The sequence below is a fragment of the Streptomyces cadmiisoli genome, from assembly GCF_003261055.1.
GTDB classification, from domain to species: domain Bacteria; phylum Actinomycetota; class Actinomycetes; order Streptomycetales; family Streptomycetaceae; genus Streptomyces; species Streptomyces cadmiisoli.
Genome location: NZ_CP030073.1, coordinates 5706059 through 5720983, shown reverse-complemented (window position 1 = coordinate 5720983; position 14925 = coordinate 5706059). Strand labels below are relative to the sequence as shown.

12 protein-coding genes are annotated in these 14925 nt (G+C 74.4%); 10 read left to right on the top strand and 2 right to left on the bottom strand.

Going from position 1 to position 14925, the window contains the following annotated elements:
- Positions 1-291: 291 nt before the first annotated feature.
- The 8 genes from DN051_RS24980 to DN051_RS24945 are packed head-to-tail and all read left to right on the top strand — an operon-like array spanning position 292 to position 9736.
- Complete coding sequence (locus DN051_RS24980; RefSeq protein WP_053763105.1) at positions 292-1380, top strand: hypothetical protein; 1089 nt, start codon at positions 292-294, stop codon at positions 1378-1380.
- Positions 1377-2720, top strand: coding sequence for a glycosyltransferase (locus tag DN051_RS24975; RefSeq protein WP_053763104.1), 1344 nt, complete (start codon positions 1377-1379; stop codon positions 2718-2720). The genes DN051_RS24980 and DN051_RS24975 overlap by 4 nt, the downstream gene beginning before the upstream one ends.
- Positions 2717-4144 (top strand): exopolysaccharide biosynthesis polyprenyl glycosylphosphotransferase, encoded by a 1428-nt coding sequence (locus DN051_RS24970; protein ID WP_053763103.1) that lies wholly within the window; start codon positions 2717-2719, stop codon positions 4142-4144. Before DN051_RS24975 ends, DN051_RS24970 begins: the two co-directional genes overlap by 4 nt.
- Before the next feature lie 6 nt (positions 4145-4150).
- Positions 4151-5491 (top strand): O-antigen ligase family protein, encoded by a 1341-nt coding sequence (locus DN051_RS24965; protein WP_053763102.1) that lies wholly within the window; start codon positions 4151-4153, stop codon positions 5489-5491.
- Positions 5488-7182, top strand: coding sequence for a lipid II flippase MurJ (locus DN051_RS24960; protein ID WP_053763101.1), 1695 nt, complete (start codon positions 5488-5490; stop codon positions 7180-7182). The genes DN051_RS24965 and DN051_RS24960 overlap by 4 nt, the downstream gene beginning before the upstream one ends.
- Complete coding sequence (locus DN051_RS24955) at positions 7166-7930, top strand: polysaccharide deacetylase family protein (protein ID WP_053763100.1); 765 nt, start codon at positions 7166-7168, stop codon at positions 7928-7930. Before DN051_RS24960 ends, DN051_RS24955 begins: the two co-directional genes overlap by 17 nt.
- Before the next feature lies 1 nt (position 7931).
- Positions 7932-9083: a glycosyltransferase gene (locus DN051_RS24950; protein ID WP_053763099.1), complete on the top strand. Its 1152-nt coding sequence runs from the start codon at positions 7932-7934 to the stop codon at positions 9081-9083.
- Positions 9080-9736 (top strand): YveK family protein, encoded by a 657-nt coding sequence (locus DN051_RS24945; protein WP_053763098.1) that lies wholly within the window; start codon positions 9080-9082, stop codon positions 9734-9736. The genes DN051_RS24950 and DN051_RS24945 overlap by 4 nt, the downstream gene beginning before the upstream one ends.
- Positions 9737-9810: 74 nt before the next feature.
- Here the strand turns inward: DN051_RS24945 and DN051_RS24940 are convergent, their stop codons facing one another.
- Entirely contained in the window at positions 9811-11004 is a 1194-nt protein-coding gene (locus DN051_RS24940) for a glycoside hydrolase family 26 protein (RefSeq protein ID WP_053763097.1), read from the bottom strand.
- Positions 11005-11171: 167 nt separating this feature from the next.
- Between DN051_RS24940 and DN051_RS24935 the strand changes: the two genes are divergently transcribed.
- Together DN051_RS24935 and DN051_RS24930 are read left to right on the top strand one after the other, a co-directional pair.
- Complete coding sequence (locus tag DN051_RS24935; RefSeq protein WP_112439548.1) at positions 11172-12425, top strand: carboxylate--amine ligase; 1254 nt, start codon at positions 11172-11174, stop codon at positions 12423-12425.
- Between the two features lie 2 nt (positions 12426-12427).
- Positions 12428-13693 carry an NAD(P)-binding domain-containing protein gene (locus DN051_RS24930; RefSeq protein ID WP_112442423.1) on the top strand — a complete coding sequence of 422 codons (1266 nt, stop codon included), beginning with the start codon at positions 12428-12430 and terminating at the stop codon, positions 13691-13693.
- A 143-nt stretch (positions 13694-13836) separates the two neighbouring features.
- On the opposite strand, the gene DN051_RS24925 is transcribed toward DN051_RS24930, so the two are convergent.
- On the bottom strand, positions 13837-14619 hold the full coding sequence (locus DN051_RS24925) for a chaplin (protein WP_246040659.1): 783 nt from the start codon (positions 14617-14619) through the stop codon (positions 13837-13839).
- Positions 14620-14925: the final 306 nt, after the last annotated feature.

Here is a 14925-nt window from a genome sequence, read left to right as displayed (position 1 = left end):
CGCACGTCCCGCCCCGGCCCATCGCTCGCGTCGCCGCCCGTTGCGGCCGAGACAAGGAACAGGCCCTCGCCGATCCATCGTTGGGGAGCGGCCGCCCGACACCGCGCGCGCGGGCCGCACGGTCGCGCACAGGTGAACGGCTTCACCATTCCGACACACTTGTCTGGTTTCACCATATTTGTCCATTCGGTGATTAGAGTTGCGAACCTCCCGACACACCCCTCTGGGCGGACACACCGCACTCGTGCCGCTGCTGCCGCCGCCACTTGTTCCGAAAGGGCACCGACGGTCATGCGCCAATCCCTGGGTCCGCTGCTTCGCCGTGCCACCGTGGGCGTTCTCGCCCTGGCCGCGATGTGGACTACCGGCGGCTCCCCGGCCGCCGTGCCGGCCGCCGCGCCGGCACCGGAGGCGGAAAGCCTCGCCTTCGCCCAGCGGTACCGCGTGCATCAGCACGGCGGCATCGTGCGTGCCGCCAACTCCTCCATCAGCTGCGTGCCGAGCGCCGCGCCCTCGTGTTCCGAGGTGCGAGGCGGCCGGCCCGGGGCGAACAACGACTTCGACATGTTCTACGTCGACATCGACAACGACCCGAACACCTACAACTCCTCCCGGTCGGAGATCCGTCTGCCCTCCGGCTCCCGGGTGACCTACGCACGCCTCTACTGGGGCGGCAACCTGCGGGTGGGCGAGCAGAAGCCGCCGCAGGACAACGGGCGGGTGCTGGTCGCCGAACCGGGCGGCGAGTACAAGGAACTCCTCGCGGACTCGGTCGTCGGACACCGTGTGGCGGACGGCGCGGACGCCTTCCAGGCCTCGGCGGACGTCACCCAGCTGGTCCGGGACGGCGGACCGGGCCAGTACACCGTGGCCCAGGTCAACGTCGCCATGGGCCGGTCGGAGGCCGGCGCGTGGGGCGGCTGGACGCTGGTGGTGATGTACGAGAACGCCTCGGAACCACTGCGGCACCTCGCCCTGTGGGACGGGTTCGCACCGCTGAGAGCGGGCGGGGCGCAGGAGATCCGGCTGCAGGACATGCGTCACCCGGCGGGCGCGGGCGGCCGGGTGGGCCTGGTCGCCTACAACGGCGACCGCGGGGTCGGCGGTGACTCGCTCACCGTCTCGACCGGCCGGTCCGCCCCCATCACACTCGGCGACGCGGCCAATCCCGGCGACGACGTCCTGAACTCCACCATCAGCGACCCCGGGGACGGCCCGGGGAGAGTGCCCGCGTACGCCAACACCCTCGGCTACGACTCCGACGTCTTCGACCTCAGAGGCCTCCAGCCCGCCGGTGACCAGCTGACCGTCCGGCTCCAGTCCCAGCGGGACGCGGCGTGGGCCGGGGTGCTGTTCGCCGCCGTAGACGCCCAGCGATGAGTTCGTCGCCGTCCGCCCCGGGCGCGTTCGTGACCGAGGAAACCGCGCACCTGCACCTGCCGCCGGCCAAGGCCCGGCGGCGGGTACTGCACCTGACCCAGCCGGTGGACGGCGGGGTCGCACGCGTTGTGACGGACCTGGTCCGGGCACAGCTGGCGGACGGCCTGGACGTCAGCGTCGCCTGCCCCAACAGCCGGCTCACCGAGGACCTGCGGGCGCTCGGCGCGAAGGTGGCGCACTGGCCGGCGACGCGGTCGCCGGGTCCGACGATCGTGCGCGAGGTACGGCACCTGGCCGGGGTGATCGCCGAGTTGCGGCCCGATCTGGTGCACGCGCACAGCGCCAAGGCCGGGCTCGCCGGACGGCTCGCGGTGCGCGGACGGATTCCCACCGTCTTCCAGCCGCACGCCTGGTCGTTCGAGGCGGTCGCCGGAGGCACCGCCGCCCTGGCGCTCAGATGGGAGCGCTGGGCGGCGCGCTGGGCCGCGCGGATGGTGTGCGTGAGCGAGGCGGAACGGGCGACGGGAGAACGGGCCGGCATCACCGGCCGCTGGACCGTCGTCCCGAACGGCATCGATCCCGAGCGCTTCCGCCCCGCCGCCGCCGGCACCGTGCGGGCAGGGCTGGCGGCGCTCGCGGGCATCTCCCCCGCGACGCCGCTCGCCGTGTGCGTGGGGCGTCTGTGCCGGCAGAAGGGCCAGGACGTGCTGCTGCGGGCATGGGACGCCGTCGCGCAGCGGGTGCCCGACGCCCGCCTCGTGCTGGTCGGCGACGGACCCGACCACGACCGCCTGCGTCAGGACGCCCCGGATTCCGTGCTGTTCACCGGGGCCGTCGCCGACGCCTCCCCCTGGTACCAGGCCGCCGACCTCGTCGTCCTGCCGTCCCGCTGGGAGGGCATGGCGCTGGCCCCGCTGGAGGCGATGGCCTGCGGGCGGCCCGTGGTGCTCACCGACGTCGACGGGGCCCGCGAGAGCCTGCCGTCCAGCTTCGCCGCCCGGTGCCTGGTCCCGCCGGAGAAGCCGGCAGCGCTGGCCTGCGCCGTCACCGAGCTGCTGCTCGACCCTTCGCTGCGCGAGTCGCTCGGCAACCGTGGCCGCCGGCACGTGCTGTCCACCCATGACGTACGGCACACCGCCGAGCAGGTCGCGGACGTCTACCGCGACCTGCTCGGTACGTGGGCCGCCACGCAATGGACGCGCCCGTCCCGAACGGCCGAGCCCGCACAGGTCCTCGGCGCTGAGCGCGGAAAGCCGCTCGACGCGGGCCGCGGTACCGAGGCGAACCCGACGACACGGCGCGTCGAGCCCACTCAGCACAGGGAGTCGATCCACTCGTGACCGCCGAACGTACCGTGGCGTCCCCCGGCGTACCGCCGCGGGACCACGGATTCTCACCAGTCTCGGTCATGCCGCCACGCGGCACGGCCACCGGCCGGCGGATCCCCGCCCCGCGGCCCCCCGCCCGGTCGGCCTCACCCCTCCCCCTGCTCGTCGCGGACGGCCTGGCCGCCGTGACGGGCACACTGGCGCTCGCCGGAGCCGAGGACCGCGGTCCGCTCGCCGGCCTGCTGCTCGCCGTGTCACTGCTGGCCCGCCCGCGCCGCGAACCGGCGCCCGTGCCGGGGCTGCTGGAGGAACTGCCCGCCGTGTGCGGCCGGATCGCGGTCGCCTGGCTGGCGGTGGCCGCGCTGCTGGCGGCGTACCGGCCCGACCACGCGCTGTCCGTCGGCACCGTACTGGCCGGACTCGCCCTTCAGGCGGGTGCGGCCGGTGTGCTGCGCGGGGCGGTGCACGCCCGGCGGCGCGCCGCGCTGCTGCGTCATCCGCACACCGCCCTGGTCGTCGGCCCGGCGGCCACCGCGCAGCGCGTGGCCGGCGCCGTACTGCGCCACCCGCGGTGCGGCATCCGGCCGGTGGGTGTGGTCGCCGACCAGCCGGACCCCGCCGAGGGCCTGCCGGTGCTGACCACCGATCAGGAGGTCGAGCGCGCCGTCATCCAGAACGGGGTGCGGGCGGTACTGGCCGTGCACCCCTGCGTCCGTGCCGACCGGGCACCGCTGCTGCGGGCGCTGGCCGAGTCCGGCTGCATGGTCTGGGAGGTCGACGCCGACACCCCGTCGTACCCGGCGAAGGAGCGGCTGGCCGGGTTCTCCTGCCGTCGTCTGGACCCGTCGCCCGCGCGCCACGGCAGCGCGGGCAAGCGGCTGCTCGACATCCTCGCCTCGGGGGCGGGACTGCTGCTGGTCGGTCCGCTGCTGCTGGCGTTCGCGGTGGCGCTGCGGATCATCGACGGGCCGGGCGTGGTGTTCCGGCAGGAACGCATCGGGAAGAACGGCAAGCCGTTCACGCTGCTGAAGTTCCGTACGCACCGCCCGGTCGACGAGCACGAGTCGGCGACCCGCTGGAGCGTGGCGAACGAGAGCGAGATGCGCTGGTTCTGCCGGATGCTGCGGCGCACCTCGCTCGACGAGCTGCTCCAGCTGTGGAACGTGCTCCGCGGCGACATGAGCCTGGTCGGACCGCGGCCCGAACGACCCTACTTCGTCTCCCAGTTCAGCCAGAGCTACCCCGGCTACGCGACCCGCCACCGCATGCGGACCGGTATCACCGGCCTCGCCCAGGTGCACGGGCTGCGCGGGGACACCTCCATCGAGGACCGCTGCCGGTTCGACAACGCCTACATCGACGACTGGTCGCTGTGGCAGGACATCTGCATCCTGCTGCGCACCGCGGCCACGCTGGTCCGCCCGACGGGGGGCTGACCGGACGTGAGCCACGCCCTGACATCGCTTCCGCGCCGGGTCGCGGCGGTGTCGCCGATCCTGCCCGTGCTGGCCGTGCCCGCCCTGCTGGCCCTGCCGCTGACACCGGACGGCGCGGGGCCGGCCGACCTGGCATCGGGGCTGGCGGTGGTCTACTGCGTGATCCGCCTGCTGCGCGAGAGGCGGCGCCCGCTGTCGCCGACCGCGGTGGTGGTGCTGGGCCTGCCCGTCGTGGGGCTGGCGCTCGCCGCCATGGGGGCGTCCTCGCCGGAGGCCGGGCTGACCGGCCTCGGCCGCTATCTCCAGATCTTCGTCCTGGTCCCGGCGGCCGTGCTGCTGCTGATCCGGGACCGCTTCGACTTCCGGCTGCTGGCCTGGTCGTTCGTGGGGCTCGCGCTGTGCCAGGGGGCGGTCGGCGTGCACCAGTACGTCACCCGCACCGGCGCCTCCTACCAGGGCCAGGACATGCGCGCGGTCGGCACCTTCGGCGCGCACGACGTGATGGGCATGGCCACGACGGTCTCGCTCGGCGTGGTGTGCGCGGTCGGGATCGCGCTGGGCCGGGGGCCCGTCCGGCAGCGGGCCCTCGCCACGGGCTGCGCCCTGGTGCTGCTCGCCCCGCTCGCGCTCTCCTTCAGCCGGGGCGCGTGGATCGCCACCGCCCTGACGTGCGGTGTGCAGCTGGGGCTGACCGGTCTGCGGCGGGCGCTGAAGGTGGCGGCCGCGGTGACCGCCGCGGGCGTCGTCCTGGTCGGCGGCCTCGGCATCGGTACGGCGGCGCTCCAGCAGCGGATCGACAGCATCACGCAGGTCACCGACGCGCCCGACCAGTCCGTCGTCGACCGGTACGCCCTGTGGGCGTCCGCCACCGGCATCTGGCGTCAGGAGCCGCTGACCGGCGTCGGCATCAAGGGCTTTCCCGACCACCGGGACCGGCACGCCACCCTGGCGCTGTCCTCGGGCAGCGACATCGGCGGCGCGGGATCGGCGTACCAGCGGCAGCCCTTGCTGTCGCCGCACAACATGTACCTGCTGCTGCTGAGCGAGCAGGGCCTGGTCGGCCTGCTCGCGCTCGCCGGGAGCTGGCTGGCGCTGCTGGTGTGCGGGCTGCGCCGGCTGCTGCGGGTCCGCGACCGGGGACCGGGCGCCGACTGCGGCCTGGTCGCCTGCGGGCTGCTGCTGTGGCTGCTGACCGACTTCGTGTACGGCGACATCGGCGGCCCCTCGACCGTGCTGACCGCGGTGGGTCTGGGCCTGGTCGCCTGGTGGGCGCTGACCGGTGACGAGCGGGTGGACGCGCCCCGCAGCGAGACGCGGGTGCGCGTCGAGGAGGCCCTGGCGCGATGACGGTGGTGCCCTCGCAACCCCCCGGCTCCGAGAAGGACGGCGCGGCGGCCGTGCCCGCGGCGCGCAACGGCGGCCCGACCGGGGACGGCGCCGACCCGGCGTCGGCCACCGGCTCGGGGCGCTTCCTCGCCCGGGCCGCGCTGGTCACGGCGGCCCTGTCGATCGCCGGTTCCCTGCTCGGCCTGGTGCGGGACCAGTCGCTGGCGCGGCTGTTCGGCGCCGGGAGCGACACGGACGCCTTCCTCGTCGCGTGGACCGTGCCGGAGTTCGCCGCCACGCTCCTCATCGAGGACGGGCTGGCGCTGGTGATGGTCCCGGCGTTCAGCATGGCGCTGGCCCGCCGCGCCCGCGGGGAGGCGGGCGATCCGGTCCGCGCCCTGGTCGCCGCGACCCTGCCCCGGCTGTGCCTGGCGTTCGCGGCGGTGGCGGCGCTGGTCGTCGCCACCGCTCCGCATCTGGTCCGGGCCCTCGCGCCCGGTCTGCCCGACCCCGGCCTCGCCGCCGACTGCACCCGGCTGACCGCGACCTGCGTACTGGCCTTCGGGCTCGCCGGGTACTGCAGCGCCGCCCTGCGGGCGCACGGCCGCTTCCTCGCGCCGGCCGCGATCTACGTCGTCTACAACATCGGCATCGTCGCCGCGATGTTCCTGCTCGGCGGGCACTGGGGAGTGCGCTCGGCGGCGGTCGGCGTCGCGGCGGGCGGCTGTCTGATGGTGGCGGTGCAGCTGCCGTCGCTGTGGCGGGAGATGACGTCGCGCACGCCGTCCCCCGCCCGCACCGGGTCCGCCGCCGCGCAGCGGCCGATGCAGCTCGCCCTGGTCGCGGCCGTCCTCGTGTTCGCGCTGTGCCGTCAGTCGCAGGTCCTCGTCGAACGGTTCCTCGCCTCGTCCCTGCCCTCCGGGGCGATCTCGCATCTGAACTACGCCCAGAAGGTCGCCCAGATCCCGATGACGCTGTCGCTGATGGTGTGCACCGTCACCTTCCCGGTGGTGGCGCGGGCCCTCGCGGACGGTGACACCGAACGGGCCCGCAAGCGCGTCGAGCGGGATCTGGCACTGGCCTCCTGCGTGGTGCTGCTGGGCATGTGCGCGGTGATCGCCTGCGCCCCGCAGATGATCGAAGTGCTCTTCCAGCGGGGCGCGTTCACCGCCGCCGACACGGCGGCGACTGCGGACGTCATGCGCGTGTACGCGCTCGGACTGCTGGGTCAGACCCTGGTGGGCGCCCTGCTGCGGTCCTACTTCTCGGCGGGCCGCCCCAGCTGGTACCCGGCCGGCGTGATGGCCGCGGGCATCGCGGTGACGTCCCTGATCGGCGCCGCGACCGTGCAGGTCTGGGGCGTCGCGGGCATCGCCGCCGCCAACGCCGTCGGCATCACCGTCACGGCCGCCCTGCTGCTGGCCGGACTGCGCACGACGCGGCGGAACACCCCCTACGGCGTCTCGATCCGCCTCCCGCAGGTGCTGGCCGAGCTGGCCGCCCCGGTGTGCGCGGCGGCCGTCGCCACCGTCGCCGGCGCGTTCGTCGCGAGCCGGCTCCAGTCGCCGGTGGCGGGCCTCGCGGCCGGCGTGCTGACCGTGACCGCCGTCTTCGTCCCGCTCGCCTGGGCCCTGGGCGCCCAGGGCCCCGCATCCGCACTGCGCTCCGTACGCACCGTCACACGAAGGCTCACACATGGCCGCATCCATTGATTCCGTCGACACCGGCAGACCCTCCGTCCCCCGACCGGGCCCGATCCCGTGGGTGGCGATGTACCACTCGGTGGGCGACTGCTCGGACGACCCCTACCGCATCACCGTCACCCCCGAACGGCTCGACCGGCAGCTGGCCTGGCTGCGCCGGCGCGGACTGCGCGGCGTGTCCGTGGCCGACCTGCTCGCCGCCCGCGCCCGGGGCCAGGGCCGGGACCTGGTCGGCCTCACCTTCGACGACGGGTACGCCGACTTCGTCACCGCCGCCCTGCCGCTGCTGCGCCGCTGGAACTGCGGCGCCACCCTGTTCGTACTGCCCGGGCGCTTCGGCGGCGACAACGCCTGGGACCCGCTGGGACCGCGCAAGCCGCTGCTGACCGCCGACGGCGTGCGGCACGCGGCGGCCGAGGGCGTGGAGATCGGCTCGCACGGGCTGACCCATGTCGACCTCACCGGGGCCGACGACCTCACCCTGAAGACGGAGGTGGTGGAGAGCCGAGCGCTGCTCGCGGAGCTCACCGGCACACCGGTCGACGGGTTCTGCTACCCGTACGGCACGATCGACGCGCGCGCCGTGGCGGCCGTACGGGACGCGGGATACGCCTACGGCTGCGCCATCGACCCCGGCCCGCTCACCGGGCCGCACGCCCTGCCGCGGGTGCACGTCGGCCAGAACGACACGACCTGGCGCCTGCACCTCAAGCACCGGCTGCACCGGCTGCGCCGGCGCCCGGTGGAGGGCCTGTGACATGAAGGCCCTGCACATCATCACCGGCCTCGGAGTCGGCGGCGCCGAGCAGCAGTTGCGCCTGCTGCTGCGCCATCTGCCCGTGCGGTGCGACGTCGTCACGCTCACCAACCCCGGTGCGGTCAGCGAAGGGCTCACCGCGGACGGGGTGCGCGTCGTGCACCTCGGCATGAGCGGCAACCGCGATCTGGCCGCGCTGCCGCGCCTGGTCCGGTTGATCCGCGCCGGCGACTACGACCTGGTGCACACACATCTGTACCGGGCCTGTGTCTACGGCCGGCTCGCCGCGCGCATCGCCGGCGTCCGCGCGGTCGTCGCCACCGAACACTCGCTGGGCGACTCGCAGATGGAGGGCCGACGGCTGACGGCGGGAGTGCGCGCGCTGTACCTCGCCAGCGAACGGCTCGGCTCCGCGACCGTCGCCGTCTCCCCCACGGTGGCCGACCGGCTGAAGCGGCTGGGCGTGCCCGCACCCCGCATCGAGGTCGTGCCCAACGGCATCGACCTGGACCGTTTCCGCTTCGACGCGGAGCGGCGCGAGCGCACCCGCCGGCGTCTGGGCCTGCCCGAGGGCGCCCGGGTCGTGGGCGGTATCGGCCGGCTCACCCGGGGCAAGCGGTTCGACGTCCTCATCCACGCGCTGACCCGGCTCCCCGACGACCACTGGCTGCTGCTGGTGGGCGGCGGACCCGAGGAGCAGGTGCTGCGCCGCACCGCCCACGAGGTCGGCGTCGCCGACCGCGTCCTGTTCACCGGCGAACGCCCCTATGTGCCCGACGGATCGCCGGGACCGGACATGCCCTCCCTCACCTCGGCGATGGACGTGCTCGCGTCCCCGTCCGAGGAGGAGGCGTTCGGTCTGGCGGCCGTGGAGGCGCTGGCGTCCGGCCTGCCCGTGCTCTACGCCTCCTGCCCCGCGATCGAGGACCTGCCGCCGCAGGCCACCGCGGGCGCCCGGCGCGTCACCGGCGGCGCCGAGGCCTACGCCCGCGCGATCACCGAGGTCCGCGCGTCCGGCCTCCGGCCCCGTACGGCGCCGGAGGGCGCGCACCGCTACAGCATCACCCGCAGCGCAGCCCGCCTGATGGACGTGTACGCGGCGGCGGTCGCCGGCTCGTCCTCTCCCTCACCTCTTGGAGCAAGCCCGTCATGAGCGACACCCCGACCCGTCAGCGCCGTCTGTCCCTGGAGCGTGCCGGCAGGCTGCCGTCCTGGTCCGTGCTCGCGGCCGGCACCCTCCTCGGGGGCCTGCTCGGCGGCGCGTACGGCCTGCTCACCCCTCCGAAGTACACGGCCACCAGCTACGTCATCGCGGTACCGGCCGAGAACTCCGGCCCGGAGTCCGCGCTCGGCTTCGCCCAGGCGTACGGGCGGGCCGCCACACAGCTCGCGGTGCTCGGCGACGCGCAGGTGTGGGCGGGCGTGCCGGTGCGCACGCTCCAGCACAGCGTGCGCACCGCGACCTCGCCGGACGCGCCGATGGTGGCGGTCTCGGCCACCTCCTCGCGCCGCGACCTGGCCGTCGACATGGCCAACGCGGTCTCCCGCGCGCTGACCCGGCACGCGGAGGACACCCGGGACAGCACCCGGGTGCGGCTGGTGCAGTTCTCGCGCGCGGTGAAGCCGACCGAGCCGACGTCCGCGTCGACGACGGTGACGACTCTGGTGGGCACCAGCGCGGGCGGACTGCTCAGCGGCCTGGCCCTGCTGGCGCGGCCGCGCAGGCCCGGCCAGGACGACGAGCCCGTTCCCGCCGCCTCGGTGCCCGGCCCGGCCGCCGCCGCCGATGTGCGCGGGCAGCGGTGACGGCGGTGGACCCGGCCGGCACCGTCAGACACGGACCCGCCGGACCGGTTCCGGCCGGACCGGTGGGTGCGCGGTCACCAGGGGAGGCGTACGCAGAACTTCTCGCCCGTCCAGTCCTCCACCCAGCTGCCCAGGTCGATCGGCGTGCACTCGGAGCCGGGCGGCTCGGCGGGGGGCGCGGTCGGGGTGGGTGTGGGTGTGGGGCGGGGCGGCCGGGGCGGGTTCACTCCGTCGCGGCCGAACAGCGTGGACCGGTAGAGGCGGGACGACCTCGGGTTGTCCTCGCACTGCCAGACGCCGTGCGGGCAGTAGTCGGTCACCGTGTTGTAGAGCGGTGCGTTCTTGTCGATCCACGCGAGCATGCGCCGCATGTATTCGGGGTTGTCCCCGTTGCGGAACAGGCCCCACTCGGGGAACGAGACGGGTTTGCCGTGGGCCTTCGCGAAATCCACGTGGTCCTGAAGTCCGTACGGCTCCGTCATCTGCTCGTCGAAGGACATTCCGGCCGGCTGGTCGTAGGCGTCGAGCCCGATGATGTCGACGGTGTCGTCGCCCGGGTAGCACTCCGTCCAGGGAACGGCGTCCCGGCCGCGGCTCGGCGTGAAATCGAACCGGAACCGCTGGCCCGGCACCGAACGCATCGTGGTGACGATTCTGTTCCAGTACGTCTTCCAGGCCTGCGGGTCCGGCCCGCAGCGATGGGTGTACGTGGTGCCGTTCATCTCCCAGCCGAGGACGAGCACCGTGTCCGGCACGTCCAGGGCGACCAGCCGCTCGGCGAGCGTACGGAAGTGGTGGTCGAACTCCCCGGCCGCGCCCCGCCGCAGCAGTTCCCGCACCTCGTCGTCGGGGACGCCCTCCTCGTTGCGCTCCTGGAGCGGGACGTTCAGGACGAACATCCGGTCGTCACGCTGCTTGCGCCAGTGCGCCCACGCCTCGAGGAAGCCGGCGGCGCCCTCGATGTCACGCCAGCGGTGCCCCGGCAGATAGGTGTGGCCGACGCGGATCTCGGCTCCGCCCAGCCAGTGGCTCAGCCGCGCCATGCGCGCCACGCCGCGGGCGTCGGAGCTGAGGAACGCGCCGAAGGCCGGTTCCTCCTTGTCCCGGCCCGGGGTCGTCGCCGGGGTCGGCGCCGGGGCGCGGGCGTCGTCGCCCGGCACCACTCCGGAATCGCCCGGTGGACCGGAGATCAGGGCGGCGCCCGCGGCGACCACCACCGCCCCCGCGGCCAGCCGGCGGATCCGGACCCGCTTGTCGTGTGGAGCCATGTCCGCTCCTTTCCTCGCTCTTGTCCGGCCTTCCACCGCTGCTCCCTCGTTGATCAACCGTCATATGAAGTCAGGCACATGAAAACCGGGGCCGCTACCGCCGTTGCGGCTTTCGAGTGCCGCGCCCGCCCGTGCGGGTTAATCGACCAGAGAGAAAGTGAGAATTCGTGTCGCTGCTCGACACCCGCTTCCCAGCCGTCCTGCTGCGGATCGACCGGAATCCCTTTCACCACGGAACGCTGGGGGCCGCGCGCTCGCTCGGCAGGGCGGGAGTGGAGGTGCATGTCGTCGCCGATTCGGCGAGAAGTCCCGTCCACGCGTCGCGGTACGTCCGCCAGATGCATCCCCCGCCGCCCCCCGGCGCGTCCGCGGACGACATCGTCGCCGTGCTGCGCGACGTCGCCGAGCGGATCGGGCGGCCCGCCGTCCTGATCGCCCTGGACGACGCGAGCGCCGTCGCGGTGGCCCGAGCCCGGGACGAACTCGCCCCGTCCTACCTGCTGCCGGCGATGCCCCACGCGCTGCCCGAACGCGTCGCCGACAAGGGGGAACTGGCCTCCCTGTGCGCGGCGGCGGACGTCCCGCACCCGGTGACGCTCGTCCCGGACAGCCCGGCGGCGGTCGACGACGCCGTGCGGCGGCTGGGGCTGCCGCTGGTGGCGAAGTGGAGCCGGCCCTGGCTGCTGCCCGCCGCCGGCGGTCTGCGCAGCACCTCGCTGGTCCACACCGCGCAGCAGGCGCAGGAGCTGCACCGCCGCACGGCGGAGGCGGGCAGTCCGCTGCTCCTCCAGGCGTATCTGGCGCCGGGACCGGACCGGGACTGGTTCTGCCACGGCTACACCGACCGCGCGGGTGTCCTGCGCGCCGGCGGTCCGGGCCGCAAGCAGGCCTCCTGGCCGCGGGCCGCGGGGCTGACCGCGGTGGGCCGCTGGACGGCCAACCCCGAGGTGCGGGCGCTGGCCGAGCGGCTCACCGGCGAGCTGGGCTACCGCGGCGTCTTCGACCTCGACTTCCGCCGCTGCGGCGCGACGGGCCGCTACCACCTGCTCGACTTCAACCCGCGCCCCGGCGCCCAGTTCCGGCTGTTCACGGACAGCACGGGCCTGGACGTCGTACGCGCCCAGCACCTCGACCTGACCGGCCGTCCGCTGCCGGACCCGGCCCCGGTCGTGGGGCGGGCGTTCGTGGTCGAGAACTACGCGCCGCTCGCCGCGCTGCGCACGGCGCCGGGCGGCCGCGAACTGGCCTGGTACGCCCACGACGACCGCGAACCCGGACGGGCCATGTGGGCCCTGTGGTGCCGCCATGTCTCCCGTCGGCTGCGTGAGCGGCTGGTCCCGACGGCGGCGGCACCGGGGCCGCGGTTCATCCCCCGGGCGGCCTCGCCCTCCCTGACCGACAACGAGAAAGCGAGCAGTTGATGATGTACGACCTTCTGGTGGTGGGCGCAGGCCCCTACGGTCTGTCGATCGCGTCCCACGCCGCGGAAGCCGGGCTGAAGATGCGTGTGTTCGGCCGCCCCATGGCGTCCTGGCGGGACAACATGCCCCGCGGCATGTTCCTGAAGTCCGAACCGTGGGCGTCGAACCTCTCCGATCCGTCCGGACGGTGGCGCCTGGACGCCTACTGCTCCGAGCAGGGCCTGTCCGCTCGCCATGCCCAGCCGATCCCGGTCGAGGCGTTCGCGGCGTACGGCCTGTGGTTCGCCCGGCACGCCGTGCCGGACGTGGACGAGCGCATGGTGACCCGGGTGACGGCCGGACCGGGCGGCTTCACGGCGGTCACCGACGACGGCGAGGAGCTGCACACCCGGGCGGTGGCGCTCGCGGTCGGTGTGATGCCGTTCGTGGAGGTGCCGGCCGCGCTGCGCGGACTGCACATGTCGCTGGTGACGCACAGCAGCCACCACAGCGACCTGGCCCGGTTCCGCGGCAAGGACGTCACGGTGATCGGCGGCGGCCAGGCCGCCCTGGAGACGGCGGCCCTGCTCGCCGAGCAGGGCACCCGGGTGCGGGTGCTGGCGCGCGCGGACGGGCTGCGCTGGAACGATGTGCCGCCGGCCTGGGAACGCCCCTGGTGGCAGTCGGCCCGCTCCCCGCACAGCGGTCTGGGCCCCGGCTGGCGGAACTGGTTCTACGCCGAGCGCCCCGGTCTCTTCCGGCGTCTGCCGGAGGCCACCCGGTCCCGCATCGCGACGACGGCGCTGGGTCCGGCCGGCGCGTGGTGGGTGCGGGACCGCGTGGAGGGCGTCGTGGAGGTGCTGCCCGGTCACGAGGTCGCCGCGGCCTGCCCGGTGCCGGGCGGCCTGCGGCTGGAGACGGTGAGCCGTGAGGGCGGTCTGCGCACTCTGGAGACCCACCACGTCATCGCCGCCACGGGCTTCAAGGGGCGGTGCGACCGGCTCGGGCTGCTGGCGGCGGAACTGCGCGGCTCGCTGGCGGCGCTGCCCGACGGCTCCCCGATGGTCGGGCGGGACTTCGAGTCCTCCCACCCCGGCCTGTTCCTGGCGGGCCTGGTGACGGCCTCCGGGTTCGGCCCGGCGATGCGCTTCGTGCACGGCGCGACCTTCACCGCCGCGACCCTGGTCCGCGGGGTGCGCCGCCGGCTGCGGACGACGCCGTCGGCCGGGACCGTTCCGGTGCCGAGCGGCAGCCGCCGTGCCACGTCGCCGTCGCCGGTGCGCCACTGAGCGACGGGCCGCGCACACCGCTCGGGCCGCTGACGGCTTGGGAGTCGTCAGCGGCCCGTTCGTTGCGCCGCCGGCCGGGGAGAGGTGCGGCGGCGGGGTTTCGGGTGCCGGGCGGACTGGCGTCCGGCACCCGGGTGCGGTGGCTACCGCTGGGCGGTGGCGCGACCGCGGCGGTACAGCATGACGCCGCCCGCGAGCAGCGCGGCACCGGCGGCCGAGGCGGCCATCACGGGGCCGCTGCCGGTCTCGGCCAGCACCGGCGGCGTGCCGGGCTCCTCGACGACCGGAGCGGGCGTCTCGACCTTGGGCGGAGCGACCGGGCTCGGCGGCACGGTGCTCGGCACGGGGGCCGGGGTGGGCGTGCTGACCACCGGCGGGAGGCTCGGGACCGGCGCCGGTTCGTCGGTGCCGTAGCCCTCCTCGTTGACGCAGCCGTTGGAGTTCGCCTCGTTGAACACCGCGCCCACGTCGACGCTGTTGCCGCAGACGTTCGCGCCCAGGTCGACCGGGACCTGCACGTTGTTGCCGGACAGCAGACCGGGCGAGCCCTCGGTGACACCGACCGCACGCGTGCCGGAGGTGTCACCGGAGGTGGACGAGGTCCCGGTCGAGGTCCCGGACGTGCTGCCGGACGAGGTCCCGGTGGACGAGGTCCCGCTGGACGAAGCGGTCGGCGCCGCCGACGCGACGTTGCCGCAGGCGTTGCCGAACGAGTCATTGAGCGCCGCCAGCGCGTTGACGGTGTTGCCGCACACGTTCAGCGGCACCTTGACCGGCACCTGGACGCTGGTCCCGGACAGCACACCGGGGGAGTCCTCGGCGACACCGGTCGCGTTGGTGTCGGCGAGGGCGGCACTGCCGTACAGGGACAGGATGCCCGTGGCGGCGGCCGCCGCGAACACTCCCCTGCTCAGGGTCTGTCGCAATGTGGTTGTCTCCTGCTCGAAAAGAATGGGGAAAGCCGGCCCTGGAACGGCGGTCGGCGTCCGGGACCGGCCGGGCCACCGCCAAAAGGCTGGTGTGCAGGGCGCGCTCAGTCGTTCTCGCACTTGCTGCGATCGCCGGGGTCGGCGCGATGGTGAGATGGACCGGGTTGCCGCCGGCCCGTCCGCCGAACACCATCAGGTGTGCGGCTCCCGTTCGCGGGCGGAACACCCGTGGCAGAAGCGGCGGCCTCTGCGGCGACCATTGCCTCAACTGAGCACTGCGCGTTCCCTTCTCGTGGCGTCGCA

Coding starts and splice junctions, on each gene's coding strand:
- DN051_RS24980 (WP_053763105.1), top strand. CDS start 292: ATGCGCCAATCCCTGGGTCCGCTGCTTCGCCGTGCCACCGTGGGCGTT.
- DN051_RS24975 (WP_053763104.1), top strand. CDS start 1,377: ATGAGTTCGTCGCCGTCCGCCCCGGGCGCGTTCGTGACCGAGGAAACC.
- DN051_RS24960 (WP_053763101.1), top strand. CDS start 5,488: ATGACGGTGGTGCCCTCGCAACCCCCCGGCTCCGAGAAGGACGGCGCG.
- DN051_RS24955 (WP_053763100.1), top strand. CDS start 7,166: ATGGCCGCATCCATTGATTCCGTCGACACCGGCAGACCCTCCGTCCCC.
- DN051_RS24950 (WP_053763099.1), top strand. CDS start 7,932: ATGAAGGCCCTGCACATCATCACCGGCCTCGGAGTCGGCGGCGCCGAG.
- DN051_RS24945 (WP_053763098.1), top strand. CDS start 9,080: ATGAGCGACACCCCGACCCGTCAGCGCCGTCTGTCCCTGGAGCGTGCC.
- DN051_RS24940 (WP_053763097.1), bottom strand. CDS start 11,004: ATGGCTCCACACGACAAGCGGGTCCGGATCCGCCGGCTGGCCGCGGGG.
- DN051_RS24930 (WP_112442423.1), top strand. CDS start 12,428: ATGTACGACCTTCTGGTGGTGGGCGCAGGCCCCTACGGTCTGTCGATC.